This window comes from Streptomyces sp. NPDC044921, from assembly GCF_056432865.1.
On the sequence record NZ_JBWKIF010000004.1, the window covers coordinates 349,509 to 366,705 of the forward strand.

The 17,197-nt window shown below is 73.0% G+C and carries 14 protein-coding genes and 1 pseudogene; 6 read left to right on the top strand and 9 right to left on the bottom strand.

Going from position 1 to position 17,197, the window contains the following annotated elements:
• Entirely contained in the window at nucleotides 1-1,200 is a 1,200-nt protein-coding gene (locus AC07DA_RS08790; protein WP_479125894.1) for a hypothetical protein, read from the bottom strand.
• 257 nt (nucleotides 1,201-1,457) lie between these two features.
• On the opposite strand from AC07DA_RS08790, the gene AC07DA_RS08795 reads away from it, so the two are divergent.
• Entirely contained in the window at nucleotides 1,458-2,132 is a 675-nt protein-coding gene (locus tag AC07DA_RS08795; RefSeq protein ID WP_479125896.1) for a hemerythrin domain-containing protein, read from the top strand.
• Nucleotides 2,133-2,255: 123 nt separating this feature from the next.
• Here AC07DA_RS08795 and AC07DA_RS08800 read toward each other — a convergent pair whose 3' ends face one another.
• The 6 genes from AC07DA_RS08800 to AC07DA_RS08825 form a co-directional block, all read right to left on the bottom strand.
• On the bottom strand, nucleotides 2,256-2,789 hold the full coding sequence (locus AC07DA_RS08800; protein ID WP_479125897.1) for a hypothetical protein: 534 nt from the start codon (nucleotides 2,787-2,789) through the stop codon (nucleotides 2,256-2,258).
• Nucleotides 2,790-2,872: 83 nt separating this feature from the next.
• A complete protein-coding gene (locus AC07DA_RS08805; protein ID WP_479125898.1) occupies nucleotides 2,873-3,421 on the bottom strand; it encodes a DUF1360 domain-containing protein in 549 nt (182 codons plus the stop codon).
• Nucleotides 3,399-4,382, bottom strand: coding sequence for a Rieske (2Fe-2S) protein (locus AC07DA_RS08810; protein ID WP_479125900.1), 984 nt, complete (start codon nucleotides 4,380-4,382; stop codon nucleotides 3,399-3,401). The genes AC07DA_RS08805 and AC07DA_RS08810 overlap by 23 nt, the downstream gene beginning before the upstream one ends.
• 61 nt (nucleotides 4,383-4,443) lie before the next feature.
• Nucleotides 4,444-5,619 carry a zinc-dependent alcohol dehydrogenase gene (locus AC07DA_RS08815; RefSeq protein WP_479125902.1) on the bottom strand — a complete coding sequence of 392 codons (1,176 nt, stop codon included), beginning with the start codon at nucleotides 5,617-5,619 and terminating at the stop codon, nucleotides 4,444-4,446.
• Nucleotides 5,616-6,089 carry a hypothetical protein gene (locus AC07DA_RS08820; protein ID WP_479125904.1) on the bottom strand — a complete coding sequence of 158 codons (474 nt, stop codon included), beginning with the start codon at nucleotides 6,087-6,089 and terminating at the stop codon, nucleotides 5,616-5,618. The genes AC07DA_RS08815 and AC07DA_RS08820 overlap by 4 nt, the downstream gene beginning before the upstream one ends.
• Nucleotides 6,090-6,095: 6 nt before the next feature.
• Nucleotides 6,096-6,551 (bottom strand): DUF4383 domain-containing protein, encoded by a 456-nt coding sequence (locus AC07DA_RS08825; protein ID WP_479125906.1) that lies wholly within the window; start codon nucleotides 6,549-6,551, stop codon nucleotides 6,096-6,098.
• A gap of 132 nt (nucleotides 6,552-6,683) precedes the next feature.
• Between AC07DA_RS08825 and AC07DA_RS08830 the strand changes: the two genes are divergently transcribed.
• Nucleotides 6,684-7,937 carry a cytochrome P450 gene (locus tag AC07DA_RS08830; protein WP_479125908.1) on the top strand — a complete coding sequence of 418 codons (1,254 nt, stop codon included), beginning with the start codon at nucleotides 6,684-6,686 and terminating at the stop codon, nucleotides 7,935-7,937.
• Nucleotides 7,938-8,011: 74 nt separating this feature from the next.
• Here AC07DA_RS08830 and AC07DA_RS08835 read toward each other — a convergent pair.
• Nucleotides 8,012-8,988, bottom strand: a pseudogene (locus AC07DA_RS08835) (SDR family oxidoreductase).
• Between the two features lie 181 nt (nucleotides 8,989-9,169).
• On the opposite strand from AC07DA_RS08835, the gene AC07DA_RS08840 reads away from it, so the two are divergent.
• The 4 genes from AC07DA_RS08840 to argG all read left to right on the top strand — a co-directional run bounded on the left by AC07DA_RS08840 (nucleotide 9,170) and on the right by argG (nucleotide 15,681).
• Entirely contained in the window at nucleotides 9,170-10,981 is a 1,812-nt protein-coding gene (locus AC07DA_RS08840; RefSeq protein ID WP_479125910.1) for a methylmalonyl-CoA mutase family protein, read from the top strand.
• Nucleotides 10,978-13,164: a methylmalonyl-CoA mutase gene (gene scpA / locus AC07DA_RS08845; RefSeq protein ID WP_479125912.1), complete on the top strand. Its 2,187-nt coding sequence runs from the start codon at nucleotides 10,978-10,980 to the stop codon at nucleotides 13,162-13,164. Before AC07DA_RS08840 ends, scpA begins: the two co-directional genes overlap by 4 nt.
• Nucleotides 13,161-14,153 (top strand): methylmalonyl Co-A mutase-associated GTPase MeaB, encoded by a 993-nt coding sequence (meaB, locus tag AC07DA_RS08850; protein WP_479125913.1) that lies wholly within the window; start codon nucleotides 13,161-13,163, stop codon nucleotides 14,151-14,153. Before scpA ends, meaB begins: the two co-directional genes overlap by 4 nt.
• Nucleotides 14,154-14,226: 73 nt before the next feature.
• Nucleotides 14,227-15,681 (top strand): argininosuccinate synthase, encoded by a 1,455-nt coding sequence (gene argG, locus AC07DA_RS08855; RefSeq protein WP_479125914.1) that lies wholly within the window; start codon nucleotides 14,227-14,229, stop codon nucleotides 15,679-15,681.
• 82 nt (nucleotides 15,682-15,763) lie between these two features.
• Here the strand turns inward: argG and pntB are convergent, their stop codons facing one another.
• On the bottom strand, nucleotides 15,764-17,197 hold the full coding sequence (pntB, locus tag AC07DA_RS08860) for a Re/Si-specific NAD(P)(+) transhydrogenase subunit beta (protein ID WP_479125916.1): 1,434 nt from the start codon (nucleotides 17,195-17,197) through the stop codon (nucleotides 15,764-15,766).

The following is a 17,197-nucleotide window of genomic DNA, read 5'->3' on the forward strand; positions in this document are numbered from 1 at the left end:
TCACTTCTCGCGCATCGCGGGGTCGGGGTGCTCGCCCTCCGACTGCACCCGGTACTCGCGCCCGAACATCCCGGCGTGCTCGGCCATGACGCGCTCGCTCGGCGGCTCCTCGCCGCCGTGGATCTGCTCCTGCAGCTTCTCGAACCGCTCGTGCGCCTCGCGCACGTAGCCGGCGCCCAGCGTGGTCAGGTCCATCTGGGTCTCCAGCAGCTCGCGCAGGTACTGCTTGTTCGGCTCGAACGTGAGCACGTTCGGCAGCTCCGGCGCCAGCACCTCCTGCGGCTCCCGGCCGTCGTGGCGGCGCATCAGGTCGCAGGCGGTGTGCAGGTGCTCCAGCTCCATGTTCAGGTGCAGCTCCCAGATCGCCTTGACCTTGGGGTCGCTCTCCTGCTCCATGAACGAGTAGTACAGGTAGCACTCGTTGTACTCGTGGTTGACGAGCTGCTCCCACCACGTCTCGCCCGGGTCGACCAGGGACTCGTAGTGGGTGACGTGCTCCTCCTCGATCAGGCCGATCTCCTGGTAGAGCTGACGGGCGATCGGCTCCATGTAGGTGGGGCCGGTGTTCATGTAGAAGTTCATGGTCTGCTGCTCCGCCGACATGATCGTCAGGGCGTGCAGCTTCGACAGCGGGTTCGTCTGCTCCTTGGCGTACGGGTCGCGGACGTTGTCGGCGGGGTGGCGGTGGTGGTACTTGGTGGGCCGGCCCGGCATCACCTCGGTGAGGTTGTCGACGATCGACTCCGCCTTGCGGTGCTCGATCATCTCGTAGAGGTTGGCGTACCGGTACAGGTGGTCGAAGTCCTCCAGCACCCCGAACTGGTACGCCTGCTTCAGGTAGGGGTCGGGCTCCATCCGGGCCACCCAGGCGGTCAGGTCCACCGCGACCTGCTCGTAGGCGATGGTCGTCTCCAGCACGGAGGAGACGCCGGGCAGCAGCCAGTTGACGGCCTTCTGCTGCTGGGCCTCGATGTAGCGGGTCTGCGCGAGCTGCCGCTTGACCTCCGGGTCGACGGTGTTGCGGGCGAGCTGGTGGCTGAAGAGGATCGCCTCCACCTCGATGCCGTTCATGGTGATGATCCGGCAGCGGGTGTACGGGTCGCAGCGGTCGGGGTCGATGGGCTGCACGTTCAGCTCGCGCCAGTTGCGTACCTGGCGGTCCAGCGGGATGCCCCGCTGCTCCAGTGGGTTGAAGGTCACGGACGGTCTCCTGAGTGGGGGGAGGGCACTCGCACGCCGGCCGGGCCCCGCCGGGGCCGACGAGCAGGGGTTCGTCCTCGCAGTCTTCCGACCGGGCGGGGGTCCGGCCACCGCTCGCGTCCCCCCGGACGGGCGGGTTCCGCCGGCCGGGTGACGGGAGGGGTTGTGTGGGAAAGGGGGTACCCGCCGCCCTGTGCGGTGCCGCCGGGTGCCGCGGCGGACGCCGGCCCGTCGCCGGTGGCGGGAAGGAGCGGTGCATGTCCAGGACCATCGAGGAGCAGACCGTCCAGCAGCTGGGGGGCGAGGGCAGCGTCCTGGCCCGGCAGCGCCGTGACCACGCGGAGATGGACCGGCTGATGGACCGGTACCAGGCACTGCAGGACGGCGCGGAGCGGGAGCGGGTGCTGAAGGAGCTCGTCCAGCTGGTGTTCAGCCACGCCTTCGCCGAGGAGACCGTGCTGTGGCCGGCCGTGCGGCGTGCGGTCGCGGACGGGGACGAGCTGACCTCCCGGGTCGAGGAGGAGCACCAGGAGATCAACGACCTGGTCACCGGCATCGAGCGCCTGGAGCCGGGAACGGCGGAGCGCGAGGAGAAGGTGGTGCATGTCTTCGCCCTGATCCGGCAGGACATCCGGGACGAGGAGGACCTCGTCCTGCCCCGGCTGCAGGAGGCGCTGGGCGCCGGCCGGCTGCGGCGGCTCGGTGCGGCGTGGGAGACGGTGCGCAGGACCGCGCCGACCCATCCGCACCCGGTGGTGCCGCGGCGTCCGCCGGGCAACGCGGTCCTGGGCGTGCCGCTCAGCCTCTACGACCGGCTCCGCGACGGGCTGGGGCTGGGCGTGTCCGGCCCGTGGGGCAGGAGGATCCTGTCCGGTCTGATCGGGCTGCTGGTCGCCGGCGCGGTCGCCGTGGTGGTGCGCAAGCGACGGTGAGCCGGCGGTCCGCCGCCGAGGAGCGGCCCTGTGGTGAGCCTTGAGGGGCCCGCCCAGGAGCGGCGGCCCTGTGGTGGGCCGGTGGGTCACCACCGGTAAGCGGCCCCGCTGTGATCCGGCGGGTCATCGCCCGGGGGCGTCCCCGCGGGGCAGGGGTCCCACGTCCGTGTGGCGGCCGGGGCGCAGGGCGGCGTGCCGCTGTCCGGGGCCGGGGCCGCCCCGGACGGCCAGGGCGTCGGCGACGGCGCCGGTGACGAACGCGTAGACGGCCTTGTGCAGGACGTCCACCACGAGTTCCCGGCGCGGCCAGGTCTCGGGCGGGGCGCCCACCCCGGTCGCGTTCTCCAGGATCTGGTCGTTCGTCAGGCGGACGACGGTGAACTTGGCGGAGGCGACCGGTCCGCGCAGCCCGGCCTGGGCCATGACCGAGCGCAGCACGCCGAGGAGGGCCGCCTGGCCGAAGTGCATGGCCCAGTTGACCGTGAGCGGCTGGCCGCCCGGCCGCTCGGGCAGGCCGGCCAGCCGCTGCAGGACACGGGCCGGCACATGGGAGTCCGGCCGGCCCGTGACGGCCTGCTCCAGCTTCTCGCCGAGGGTCATCACGGCGCCGCCGACGGTACCGGCGACCAGTCCTTGCCACAGTGCCTGCTTGATCATGCCGCGGCGAGTACCCGTTTCCCGGGCCGGGTCACGCGCCGCCCCCGGTCGTGACGGCCCTTTCCGTCGCCGGTCGCCCGTCCTCAGTCGCCGGTCGTCTTCTCCATGAGCGCGCTGTACGCCAGTTGCAGCGTGTCCGCCCCGGCCAGGGCGGTGAGCGTGCCCATGGCGGTACGGGTCGCGCGCGGCCACAGCAGCTGCCCGGCGGTCAGCGCCGAGGCCACCCAGACGCTCATGCAGAACGGGCAGGTGGCGAGCTCGCCGACGGTGTGCCTGCCCTGCTCGGGCTGGGCCTCCTCGTGCAGCTCGGCCGGGCCCTGCGGCCCGACGTACCGCGTGAAGGGCGCGCGCAGCGGGCTGGTCACCGACGCCTTGCTGAGCAGCCGGCTGAGCCGGAAGGTGGCCACCGAGGTCAGGACGACGTCCCACGGCTCGGGGCGGTCGGGCACCGGGCGGCCCCGTACCCGGACCGCCGTGGCCCAGGCCGTGGTGAAGACGGCGAAGCCGGTCATGGCCGCGACGTATCCGCCCAGCGGCCGGTCGTGTCCCGCCGAGTAGTCCCGTCCGGCGCGCCGCAGCAGGCCGCGCAGCCGTCGTACCGGACGGCTGTCAGCCACGGCCGTCGTGTTCATGTGTGGCATCCGTTCCCGTTCCGCTTCCGCTCAGTTGTCCGGCCCGTTCTCGCTGCTGTTCCGCGGGTCGTCCCCCGTTCTGGTGGCGCAGGCGCACCTCGACCCGTCCGCCGGTGGTCCGGGTCTCGAAGGAGGGCTGCGGCGCGGTGGCCGGGCCGCGCACGTTCCAGCCGTCGGAGAGCCGGAAGACGCTGCCGTGCCACGGGCACCGGACACAGCCGTCCTCGACGGTGCCCTCGGCGAGCGGTCCCGCGAGGTGGCTGCACCGCTCGGCGAGGGCGTGGATCTGCCCGCCGGTCTCCCGGACCACCAGGACCGGCACGTCGTCGACCACCCGGCGCACCGGGCGTCCGGCGGGGAACTCGTCCACCGTGCCGACCTCGTGCCAGCCCTCGGAGACGACGTGCGGGACCTCCTCGGCGTGGTTGGCGCCGGACGCCTGCCGGTAGGCCAGGTGGCCGCCCAGCAGGCCGCCGATGCCGACGGCCGTCAGCCCGAGGAAGCCGTAGGCCCGGCCCGGCCCCTCGCGGCCCTTGACGCGGCAGGCGAGCGAGGCGGCGTAGAGGCCGACGGCGGCCGTGTTGGACAGGGCGTGGACCAGGCCGACGCGCTGCTGCTGGCGGTGCAGTTCCGCCCAGTCGGTCCACCCCGCGAGGGCCGCGGGAGCGGCGGCGGCCAGGCCGACCCCGATCAGCAGCCGCGACTCGCGGGAGCGGCCGGGCCGCAGGTCGAGCACCGCCGCGGACATCCAGCTGCCGATCGGCAGCTGCACCATCAGCGGGTGGACCGGATGCCCCAGCCACCGGCCGTGCAGCAGGTCCCGGCCGCGTCCCAGCGGCAGGGCCCGCACGCCCTTGCGGAGCGTGTCGATCACCGCGTCGGCCCGGGGCTCGCGCTCCAGGCGGTCCAGCAGCCACAGGACCCGGTTCTGCCGCAGCAGGCGGCGTCGCGTCGCACTCATGCCCCGCCGGGTTTCCACCGGTTTGTACGGCAAACGGGGCAGTGTGCGGTGGTGGCCCACCTCAGCCGCCCGGCCGGATGACCGCGCGGACGCAGCCGTCGCTCTTGTCCTTGAACATCTCGTAGGCCCGCGGCGCCTCCTCCAGGGGGACGCTGTGGGTCGCGAGGTGGGCGGTGCTCAGCTCCCCGGCCGCCAGCCGGTCCAGGAGCATCGGGATGTAGCGCTGGCCGTGCTGCTGGGCGCCCCGGACGGTCAGGCCCTTGTTGATCACCGCGCCCAGGGGGAACTTGTCGACGGCGCCGGCGAAGACGCCGAGGACGAAGACGGTGCCGCCCTTGCGGCAGGCGTGGATGGCCTGCCGCACGGCGGTGGGGCGGTCGGTCTGCAGGCGCAGCTGCTGTTTGACCTGGTCGTAGAGGTGGACGGGGCTGTCGCTGTGGGCCTCCATGCCGACGGCCTCGATGCACACGTCGGGGCCGCGGCCGCCGGTGCGTTCGCGCAGTTCGGCGCCGACGTCGGTGGCGGTGTAGTCGATGACCTCGCTGCCGATGTGGCGCTCGGTCATGGCCAGCCGCTCGGGGATGCGGTCGATGGAGATCACGCGTTCCGCGCCCAGCAGGATGGCGGCACGGGCCGCCATCTGGCCGACGGCCCCGCAGCCCCACACGGCGACCACGTCGCCCGGCTTGACGCCGCCGAGGTCGGCGCCCATCCAGCCCGTGGGCACCGAGTCGGAGACGAACAGGGCGCTGGTGTCGTCGACGCCCTCCGGGACGGTGAACGCCCCGTGGTCGGCGAAGGGCACGCGCACGTACTCGGCGTGGCTGCCGCGCAGCCCGCCCATGGCGTGCGAGTAGCCGAAGATGCCGCCGGTGTCGGCGCCGAACAGGGCCTGCCCGATGCCGGGATTGGTGTTGGTGTTGTCGCACAGGGACCACAGGTCGTGGGTGCAGTACCAGCAGCGGCCGCAGCCGACGAAGGAGCAGACCACCACCCGGTCGCCCACCTGGTGCTTGCGCACGGCGGAGCCGACCTCGACGACCTCGCCGACGAACTCGTGGCCGATGACGTCCCCGGACCGCATGAAGGGGATGTACCCGCCGATGAGGTGCAGGTCGGAGCCGCAGGTGGTGCCCGCGACGAGCCGGACGATCACGTCCTGGTCGTTGCGCAGCTCGGGGTCGGGCACCTGCTCGACGGAGAGCTTGTTGACGCCTTCCCAGCACAGGGCCTTCACAGCACTCCCTCCCCGCCGGCGCGGCGGCCGAGCAGGCCGACGAGTTTTCCGCCCGGCGTGTCGTGCGTGGTGGAAGGCGCGTCCGGTTCGAGGACCTCGCCGGCCTCCAGCAGCGACTTGGCGTCGCGCAGGGCGCGGCGCAGGTCCTGGCGCGGGTCCTCACCGGCGAGCCGGGCGGGCAGGGAGTGCGCGCCGTGCGGCTGCGGTTCCCTCAGCCGCACGGCGAGTTCGGTGCCGCGGTCACCGGGGGCCGGGCCGATGCGCGTCTCGATGCGGTCGCCGTACTCGGCCAGCGGCGGGGGCAGCTTCTCGGGCTGGAGCTCGCCGGGGTCGACGTTGATCGTCACGGCCAGCCAGCGCTCGCCGGCGGCGGAGGCGGCGGCGGGGTCCGCCGCCTTGCGCTGCCAGGCGATGACGGCACCGGCGGCGAGTCCGGCGGCGGCCGTCCACAGGGTCTTCGTGTGAGCCATCGGCGGTCACGTCCTCCGGGAGGCGCCGGGGCGACGGGTGAGCAGGGCACCCAGGGCGATCATGCCGATGCCGAGGACGAAGTGCAGCCAGTCGTCGGCGGTGTTCAGCGGGACGAAGTTGGCGTCGCTGTCGTGGCCGATGATCAGGCCGTACAGCCACAGCACGAGGTAGATGGCGCCGCCGGCCAGGAGGTAGGTGCGGGCGCCCGAGGCGGTGCGCGACAGGGCCAGGCCCGCGAGGCCGAACGCCAGGTGGACGAGGTTGTGCAGGATCGAGATCTGGAAGATCCCGAGCAGTTCGGCCCTGGAGTCGTGGGAGGCGAACTTCATGGTGTCGTAGTCCGTGGTGATCCCGGGGATGAAGCCCAGGATGCCGACCAGCAGGAACACCGCTCCGACCAGCAGCGCCGCCTGCTGGACGGGGGTGCGGGCCGCTCTCGTCGGCTGGGTGCGTGTGCTCATGACGGTGACCTTCCGACGCGGGGGCGCGTCACGGTGAACGCCCCGGTGCGCGGCGAGTACCCCCGTTCCGGGGCGCAATCGCCCGCGGCCGGGCCGCGTTTCCGGACGGGGGCGGCGGGCACTCGCCGCGCCATGGATGAAAGTCGTCGCGCACCGCTCCTGGACAGCTCGCTCGCCCTGCTGGCCAAGGGGTACACCTGGCTGCCCGACCGCAGGCGCCGCACCACGGCCCCCCTCGTGCGCACGCGCCTGATGGGACAGCACGCCGTCGCCCTGTACGGCACCGACGCGGTGCGGTTCTTCTACGACGAGCGGCACGTGGAGCGCGGCTCCGCGCTGCCCGGCCCGGTGCTGAGCACCCTGTTCGGGCACGGGGCGGTGCACACGCTGGACGGCCCGCAGCACCGCGGCCGCAAGGAGATGTTCCTGTCCCTGCTCACCGGTCCGAAGGCGGTCGCCGGAGTCGTGGACGAGGTCGCCGCGGTGTGGGACGAGACCGTCGCGTCGTGGCCCGGGCGCCGGGTCGTGCTGTTCGACGAGGCGAGCCGGATCCTCACCCGGGGCGTGTGCCGGTGGGCCGGGATCCCGCTGGACGACGCGGACGCGGTGGCGCGGGACCTGGTCGCCATGGTCGACGGTTTCGCCACGGCGGGACCGCGCCACTGGCGGGCCCGCCGCGCCCGGTCCCGCGGCGAGGCGCGGCTGGGGCGGCTGGTCGAGGAGGTACGGGCGGGGACCGCGGGCGCGCCGGACGGGTCGGTGCTGGAGGCGGTGGTCCGGCACCGGGACTCCGACGGCCGGCTGCTCGACCCGCGCACCGCGGCGGTCGAACTGCTGAACGTGATCCGGCCGACGGTCGCCGTGTGCTGGTTCGTGTCCTACGCCGGTCACGCGATGCGCCGCCCGGACGTCCGGGAACGCCTGCGCGCCGACGACGGGGCCTACGCCGTGGCGTTCGCGCACGAGCTGCGGCGCTTCTACCCCTTCGCCCCGTTCGTCGGCGGCCGGGCCGTCACCGATCTGGACTGGCACGGCGAGCCGGTCCCGGCCGGCGCGATGGTCCTGCTGGACCTGTACGGGCAGAACCACGACCCGGACATCTGGGAGGAGCCGTACACCTTCCAGCCGGAGCGCTTCCTGGGGCATCCGCCCGCCCGGGACGAGCTGATCCCCCAGGGCGGCGGTGATCGCGCCACCGGCCACCGCTGCCCCGGCGAGGACATCACGGTCGCCCTGCTGGCATCCCTCGCGCCCCGGCTGGCCCGGCTGGAGTACGAGGTTCCCGAACAGGACCTGCGGATCCCGCTGAACCGGATGCCGGCCCGGGTGCGCAGCGGCTTCGTCATCGACTCGGTCCGGGTGCCGGCGCCGGTGCCGGTGCCGTAGGCGGCAGACCGGACGCGGCAGACGCGGAAAGCCCGATGGCCCGCCCCGAGGGGCGGGCCATCGACGTGTGCCCGTCAGGCGCGGGCCATCCGCCGCCCCGCGGTCACGGCCGCGCCCGCCAGCGCGGTCACCAGGGCGGCCCTGCGCAGCGCGGTGCGCCGCCGCCCGCCCCAGCCGCCGTGCACCGCGCCCTCGCCGGGCGCCGGCACGTGCAGCGCGCCGTGCGTGGCCGGAGCGTCCTCGTCGTGGTCCAGGTGGCCCTTGTCCGTCTGCCGGGCCATGGCCCGCTCCGCGAGCGCGGGTGCCATCCGGGCCTGGCGGACCAGCGCGCGGCCGGCCGGGCCCACCACGACCTCGCGGCGCGGACGGCGGACGAGCCCCACGACGGCGTCGGCGACGCGCTCGGGCGTGTACACCGGCGGCATGGCCACGACCTTGTGCCCGGTGTAGTTGGCCGCCTGCTGGAAGTGCGGCGTGTCGATGGTCGCCGGCAGCACCGTGCACACGTCGACGCCCTTGACCCCTTCCACGCGCAGCTGCTGCCGCAGGCCGGAGCCGAGAGCCCTGACGGCGTGCTTGGACATGCCGTAGGGGTGGCTGTAGGGCTGGGCGACGGCGCCCACGATGGACGAGATGTTGATCAGGGTGCCCGAGCCCTGTTCCCGCATCACCGGCAGCGCCGCACGCGCGCCGTGCACACACCCCATGACATTGACGTCCAGGACCCTGCGGAAGTCCTCCAGCGGCACGTCCTCGAAGCGGCCGAAGGCGTTGACCGCCGCGTTGTTGACCCAGACGTCGATCCGGCCGAACTCCTCCACCGTGCGCCGCGCCAGGTCCTCGACCGCCTTGACGTCGCTCACGTCGGTCGGCACGACCAGCGTCCGCGCCCCCCGGTGCCTCGCGCACTCCTCGGCCGCCGCCCGCAGCGCCTCCTCGCGCCCGCCGCCAGCACCACGGCGCAGCCCTTGCGGGCGAACGCCTCCGCCGTGGCGCGTCCGATCCCGCTGGACGCCCCGGTCACCACCACCACGCGATCCCGCAGTCGCATCCCACACCTCCTTGACGTCTGCGCGAGGCCGGGCGCCTGGTGCCCGCCTCCGCCGTACGCCGGGTACCCGCGCCGCGCGGGACGGCACCGGCCCCGGAGAGCGGGGTCACACTCTGAGCGAGGGAAAGGTCACAGCCACGCCCTCTGCTGCTCCTTCGCGCTCGTGTCCTAGCATCCGAGCATGACGGTCCTGCCTGACGACGGGCTTGAGCTGGCCGGCGAGTTCCCTGACGTGCCCCATGAGCAGTGGCAGCGCCTAGTGGCGGGTGTGCTGCGCAAATCGGGCAAGGACGTCGAGGGCGCCGAGGCCGAGGAAGCCCTCTCCACCGCGCTGGAGGACGGGTTGCGCACCCGGCCCCTCTACACCGCGCGCGACGCCTCACCCGAGCCGGGCCTGCCGGGCTTCGCGCCCTTTGTGCGCGGCGGCCGCGCCGGGGGGAACACGGTCGGCGGCTGGGACGTACGGCAGCGGCACACCACGGCCGATCACGAGGCGGTGCTCGCGGACCTGGAGAACGGCGTCACCTCCCTGTGGCTCACCGTGGGCGAGGGCCGCATCCCGGTGGCGGAGCTCGGCCGGGTCCTCGACGGCGTGTACCTCGATCTCGCCCCGGTCGTGCTGGACGCCGGGCCCGACGCCGGGGCCGCCGCGCGGGAGTTGCTGCGGCTGTACGAGGAGCGGGGCGTGGCCCGACAGGCCGCGCGCGGCAATCTGGGCGCGGACCCGCTCGGGGACGAGGCCCGTACCGGCCGGGCGCAGGACCCCGCCCCGGCGGCGGACCTCGCGCGGCTGTGCGCCGAGCGCTACCCGGGGCTGCGGGCGCTGACCGTGGACGCGCTGCCGTACCACGAGGCCGGCGGTTCGGCCGCGCAGGAGCTGGGCGCCTCCCTGGCCACGGCGGTCGCGTACCTGCGGAAGCTGACCGGGGCCGGGCTGAGTGCCGAACAGGCCTGTGGACAGCTGGAGTTCAGGTACGCGGCGACCGCCGACCAGTTCCTCACCATCGCCAAGCTGCGGGCGGCGCGCCGGCTGTGGGCGCGGGTGGCCGAGGTGTGCGGGGCGCCGCGCGCCGGGGCGCAGGCGCAGCACGTCGTCACCTCGCCGGTGATGATGACGCGCCGCGACCCGTGGGTGAACATGCTGCGCACCACCATCGCCACGCTGGCCGCGGGCGCGGGCGGGGCCGACGCGGTGACCGTGCTGCCCTTCGACCACGCCCTCGGTCTGCCGGACGCGTTCGCGCGCCGCATCGCCCGCAACACCTCGACGATCCTCATCGAGGAGTCGCACCTGGCCCGGGTGATCGACCCGGCGGGCGGCTCCTGGTACGTGGAGCGGCTCACGGACGAACTCGCCCACGCGGGCTGGGAGTTCTTCCAGCGGATCGAGCGGCTCGGCGGCATGGCGGCCGCCCTGCGGTCCGGGGACGTCGAGCGGGACCTCGCCGAGACCTGGCGGGCCCGGAGCGCGAAGCTGGCCAAGCGGCGCGAACCCGTCACCGGCGTCAGCGAGTTCCCGTTCCTGGCGGAGAAGCCGGTGGTGCGCGAGCCCGCCCCCGAGCAGCCGTCCGGCGGGCTGCCGCGGGTGCGCCGCGACGAGGCCTTCGAGGCGCTGCGGGCCCGCTCGGACGCGCACCTGGCGGCGACCGGTTCCCGGCCGCAGATCTACCTCGCCGCGCTCGGCCCGGCCGCCGCGCACACCGCGCGCCTCACCTTCGCCTCGAACCTCTTCCAGGCGGGCGGCATCGAGCCGGTCGCCGAGGGCGCGTTCGCGGACAGCGGCGCGAGCGAGGCCGTGCTGTGCTCCAGTGACGCCCTGTACGCGGAGCAGGCGGCGGACCGGGCCGCGGAGCTGAAGGCGGCGGGCGCCTCTCACGTGTTTCTCGCCGGACGGCCCGGGGAGTACCCGGGTGTCGACGACTACGTCTTCGCGGGCTGCGACGCCGTGGCCGTGCTGTCCGCGACCCTCGACCGCATGGGAGTTGCCCGATGACCGCCCCCCATGGCATCCCCGACTTCTCCGGGATCGAGCTGGGCACCCCGGCCGCCGACGGCAGCCCCGACGAGTGGCGCGCGGCGCTGAAGAACGCCTCCGGCGGGGACGACCTGCTGTGGGAGACCCCCGAGGGCATCACGGTCAAGCCGCTGTACACGGGCCGTGACCTGGAGGGCCTGGACTTCCTGGAGACGTACCCGGGGGCGGCGCCGTACCTGCGCGGCCCGTACCCGACGATGTACGTCAACCAGCCCTGGACGATCCGCCAGTACGCCGGTTTCTCCACCGCCGAGGAGTCCAACGCCTTCTACCGGCGCAACCTCGCGGCCGGGCAGAAGGGCCTGTCGGTCGCCTTCGACCTGCCCACGCACCGCGGGTACGACAGCGACCACCCGCGCGTGACGGGTGACGTCGGCATGGCGGGCGTGGCCATCGACTCGATCCTCGACATGCGGCAGTTGTTCGACGGCATTCCGCTGGACAGGATGACGGTGTCGATGACGATGAACGGCGCGGTGCTGCCCGTGCTGGCGCTGTACATCGTCGCCGCCGAGGAGCAGGGCGTGCCGCCGGAGAAGCTGGCGGGGACCATCCAGAACGACATCCTCAAGGAGTTCATGGTCCGCAACACCTACATCTATCCGCCGAAGCCGTCGATGCGGATCATCTCCGACATCTTCGCCTTCACCTCGCAGCGGATGCCGCGCTACAACTCCATCTCCATCTCCGGCTACCACATCCAGGAGGCCGGTGCGACGGCCGACCTGGAGCTGGCGTACACGCTCGCGGACGGTGTGGAGTACATCCGGGCGGGCCGTGAAGCGGGCCTGGACGTGGACGCGTTCGCGCCCCGGCTGTCGTTCTTCTGGGCGATCGGCATGAACTTCTTCATGGAGGTCGCCAAGCTGCGGGCGGCGCGCCTGCTGTGGGCGAAGCTGGTGAAGCAGTTCGACCCGCAGAACGCCAAGTCCCTGTCCCTGCGCACCCATTCGCAGACCTCCGGCTGGTCGCTGACCGCACAGGACGTGTTCAACAACGTCACGCGCACCTGCGTCGAGGCGATGGCGGCCACGCAGGGCCACACCCAGTCGCTGCACACCAACGCCCTGGACGAGGCGCTCGCCCTGCCGACCGACTTCTCGGCGCGCATCGCCCGCAACACCCAGCTGCTGCTCCAGCAGGAGTCCGGCACGACCCGGGTCATCGACCCGTGGGGCGGCAGCGCGTACGTGGAGAAGCTGACGTACGACCTGGCGCGGCGGGCCTGGCAGCACATCCAGGAGGTCGAGGCCGCGGGCGGCATGGCCAAGGCCATCGACGCGGGCATCCCGAAGCTGCGCATCGAGGAGGCCGCGGCCCGCACCCAGGCCCGGATCGACTCGGGCCGCCAGCCGGTCATCGGCGTCAACAAGTACCGGGTGGAGACCGACGAGCAGATCGAGGTCCTGAAGGTCGACAACTCCTCCGTGCGGGCCCAGCAGATCGAGAAGCTCAGGCGGCTGCGCGCGGAGCGGGACGAGACGGCCTGCCGGGACGCGCTGGACGCGCTGACCCGCGCCGCCGCGGGCGAGGGCAACCTGCTGGAGCTGGCCGTGCACGCGGCCCGCGCCAAGGCCACGGTCGGGGAGATCTCCGACGCCCTGGAGAAGGTGTACGGCCGGCACGCGAGCCAGATCCGTACGATCACCGGTGTGTACCGCAACGAGACGGGAGAGTCCCCGGGCGTGGACCGCACCCGCACCCTGGTGTCCGCCTTCGAGGAGGCCGAGGGCCGCCGCCCGCGCATCCTGGTGGCCAAGATGGGCCAGGACGGCCACGACCGCGGCCAGAAGGTGATCGCCACCGCCTTCGCCGACCTCGGTTTCGACGTGGACGTCGGCCCGCTGTTCCAGACGCCGGCCGAGGTGGCCCGGCAGGCGGTCGAGGCGGACGTGCACATCGTCGGCGTCTCGTCGCTGGCGGCCGGTCACCTCACCCTCGTCCCGGCGCTGCGCGAGGCGCTGGCCGAGGAGGGCCGGGAGGACATCATGGTCGTGGTCGGCGGCGTGATCCCGCCGCAGGACGTGCCGACGCTGCTGGAGATGGGAGCGGCGGCCGTCTTCCCGCCCGGGACGGTGATCCCGGACGCGGCGTACGACCTGGTGAAGCGGCTGTCGGACGACCTCGGGCACGACCTGTGACCGATGTCGAGGCGTATGTGAAGGGCGTGCTCGACGGCAAGCGGGCGATCGTCGCCCGCGCGATCACGCTCGTCGAGTCGACCCGGCCGCAACACCGCGCGCTGGCCCAGGAGTTGCTGACGGCGCTGCTGCCGCACAGCGGCCGGGCCCGGCGCATCGGGATCAGCGGGGTGCCCGGGGTGGGCAAGTCGACGTTCATCGACGCGTTCGGCACGCTGCTGACCTCGCTCGGGCACCGGGTGGCGGTCCTGGCCGTCGACCCGTCCTCCAGCCGCACGGGCGGCTCCATCCTGGGCGACAAGACCCGCATGGAACGCCTGGCCGTGGATCCGGCGGCGTTCGTGCGCCCCTCCCCCACCGCGGGCACGCTCGGCGGGGTGGCCAAGGCCACCCGCGAGTCGATCGTCGTGATGGAGGCGGCCGGCTACGACGTGGTCCTCGTCGAGACGGTCGGCGTCGGCCAGTCGGAGACGGCCGTGGCGAACATGGTCGACTCCTTCCTGCTGCTCACCCTCGCCCGCACCGGCGACCAGCTCCAGGGCATCAAGAAGGGCGTGCTGGAGCTGGCCGACGTGATCGCCGTCAACAAGGCGGACGGACCGCACGAGCGCGACGCCCGGGCGGCAGCGCGGGAACTGGCGGGCGCGCTGCGGCTGATGCACGGCAAGGACGCGTTCTGGACGCCTCCCGTGCTGCACTGCAGCGCCCGCGAGTCGACCGGCCTGGACGCGGTGTGGGAGCGCCTGGAGCAGCACCGCACGCTGCTGGACTCCACGGGCCGGCTCACCGCCAAGCGCCGCGACCAGCAGGTCGACTGGACCTGGAGCATGGTCCGCGACGAACTCCTCGGCCGCCTCCACGCCGACCCGGCGGTGCGGTCCCTGGCGCCGGTCCTGGAGCGGCAGGTCCGGGAGGGCGAGCTGACTCCGACGCTGGCGGCCGAGCGGATCCTGGGCGCGCTCGGCGGTTCCGGAACGGCGCATTCCTGAGTCCTGACCGGCGGGTACGGGAACTTCGCATACCCAGCTTGCATGAATATGCAAAGTGAGACATACTCTTTCTATGTCCAAGGTCCTCACCTCCCTGCCCGCCGGCGAGCGCGTCGGCATCGCCTTCTCGGGCGGTCTCGACACGTCCGTCGCGGTCGCGTGGATGCGCGACAAGGGCGCCGTCCCGTGCACCTACACCGCCGACATCGGCCAGTACGACGAGCCCGACATCGCCTCGGTGCCCGGCCGTGCCCAGACCTACGGGGCCGAGATCGCGCGTCTGGTCGACTGCCGGGCCGCACTGGTCGAGGAGGGCCTGGCCGCGCTCACCTGTGGCGCGTTCCACATCCGCTCGGGCGGGCGGGCGTACTTCAACACCACCCCGCTGGGCCGTGCCGTCACCGGCACGCTCCTGGTCCGGGCGATGCTGGAGGACGACGTCCAGATCTGGGGTGACGGCTCGACCTTCAAGGGCAACGACATCGAGCGGTTCTACCGCTACGGCCTGCTCGCCAACCCGCACCTGCGGATCTACAAGCCCTGGCTGGACGCGGCGTTCGTGACCGAGCTGGGCGGCCGCAAGGAGATGTCGGAGTGGCTGCTCGCCCACGGCCTGCCCTACCGCGACAGCACGGAGAAGGCGTACTCCACCGACGCCAACATCTGGGGCGCCACCCACGAGGCCAAGACCCTGGAGCACCTGGACACCGGCATCGAGACCGTCGAGCCGATCATGGGCGTGAAGTTCTGGGACCCCGAGGTCGAGATCGCCACCGAGGACGTGACGATCGGCTTCGACCAGGGCCGCCCGGTGTCGATCAACGGCAAGGAGTTCGCCTCCGCCGTCGACCTGGTCATGGAGGCCAACGCCATCGGCGGCCGGCACGGCCTGGGCATGTCCGACCAGATCGAGAACCGCATCATCGAGGCCAAGAGCCGCGGCATCTACGAGGCCCCGGGCATGGCCCTGCTGCACGCCGCGTACGAGCGGCTGGTCAACGCGATCCACAACGAGGACACCCTCGCCCAGTACCACACCGAGGGCCGGCGGCTCGGCCGGCTGATGTACGAGGGCCGCTGGCTGGACCCGCAGGCGCTGATGATCCGCGAGTCGCTGCAGCGCTGGGTCGGCGCGGCCGTCACCGGCGAGGTGACGCTGCGGCTGCGGCGCGGCGAGGACTACTCGATCCTCGACACCACCGGCCCCGCGTTCAGCTACCACCCGGACAAGCTGTCCATGGAGCGCACCGAGGACTCCGCCTTCGGCCCGGTGGACCGGATCGGCCAGCTCACCATGCGCAACCTGGACATCGCCGACTCGCGCGCCAAGCTGGAGCAGTACGCCGGCATCGGCCTGATCGGCACCGGCAGCCCCACCGTCGGCGCCTCCCAGGCCGCCGCGACCGGGCTGATCGGCACCATGCCGGAGCTGCCGCAGGGCGGCGCCGAGGCCATCGCCTCCCGGGGCGAGGTCTCGGAGGAGGACGCCTGGCTGGACCGCGCGGCGATGGAGTCCGGCACGGACTGACCGCACGGCGGGACCCGTCCGGGACGCGGGAGGGCCGGCTCGACGGTGTCGAGCCGGCCCTCCCGCGTTTCCGCCCGGTGGTTCAGCGGGACGAGCCCGCCATCTCCCGGACCGGTGTGTCCAGGGCGTCCAGGCCGCGCAGGATGTCCTCCACGCGCTGCTTGGCGTCGCCGAAGAGCATCTGGGTGTTCTCGCGGAAGAACAGCGGGTTCTGTACGCCCGCGTACCCGGCGGCCATGGACCGCTTGAAGACGACCACGTTCGCCGCCTCCCACACGTGCAGCACCGGCATGCCCGCGATGGGGCTCGACGGGTTGTCGGTGGCGGCCGGGTTGACCGTGTCGTTGGCGCCGATGACCAGGACGACCGAGGTGGCGGCGAAGTCGTCGTTGATCTCGTCCATCTCCAGGACGATGTCGTACGGCACGTTCGCCTCGGCGAGCAGCACGTTCATGTGCCCGGGCAGGCGGCCCGCGACCGGGTGGATGCCGAAGCGCACCTCGACGCCCCGCTCGCGCAGCTTGCGCGCCAGCTCGGCGACCGGGTACTGCGCCTGGGCGACGGCCATGCCGTAGCCCGGGGTGATGATCACCGAGGAGGCGTCGCGCAGCAGCTCCGCGGTCTCCTCGGCGCTGATCTCCCGGTGCTCGCCGTGCTCGCCCTCGTCCCCCGCCGCGGCCGGGGTGCCGAAGCCGCCGGCGATCACCGAGAGGAAGGACCGGTTCATCGCCTTGCACATGATGTACGACAGGTAGGCACCGGAGGAGCCGACCAGCGCGCCGGTGACGATGAGCAGGTTGTTGGCGAGCAGGAAGCCCGAGGCGGCCGCCGCCCAGCCCGAGTAGCTGTTCAGCATGGAGACGACCACCGGCATGTCACCGCCGCCGATGGAGGCGACCAGGTGCGCGCCGAGCGCCAGGGCGATCACGGTGACCGCGATGAGCAGGCCCATGTTCGGACGGGCCACGAACGCGATGGTCAGCCCCACGAAGGCGGCCAGGGCGCCGATGTTCAGCACGTGCTTGCCCGGCAGGGTCAGCGGGTTGGAGGCGATGCGCGCCGAGAGCTTCAGGTAGGCGACGACCGAGCCGGTGAAGGTGACGGCGCCGATGAACACGCCGATGAACACCTCGGCGTGGTGGATGCCGAGCAGCGAGCCGGACAGCTCGGGGTCGACGTCGAGGTAGCCGTTCCAGCCGACGAACGTGGCGGCGAGGCCGACCAGGCTGTGCATGATGGCGATCAGCTCGGGCATGCCGGTCATCTCGACGACCCGGGCCCGCCACAGGCCGATGCCCGCGCCGACCGCCGTGGCGACGACGATCAGCACCAGCCCGGTGGCCGTGATGCTGCGCGAGGCGAGACCGACGGTCGCGGCGAGCGCGACGGCCATGCCCGCGATGCCCCAGACGACTCCCGAACGCGAGGTCCGGTGCTGGGAGAGCCCGGCGAGGCTGAGGATGAACAGCAGCGCCGCGACGACGTAGGCGGCCTGGGCGGCCGTGTCTGTGGTCAT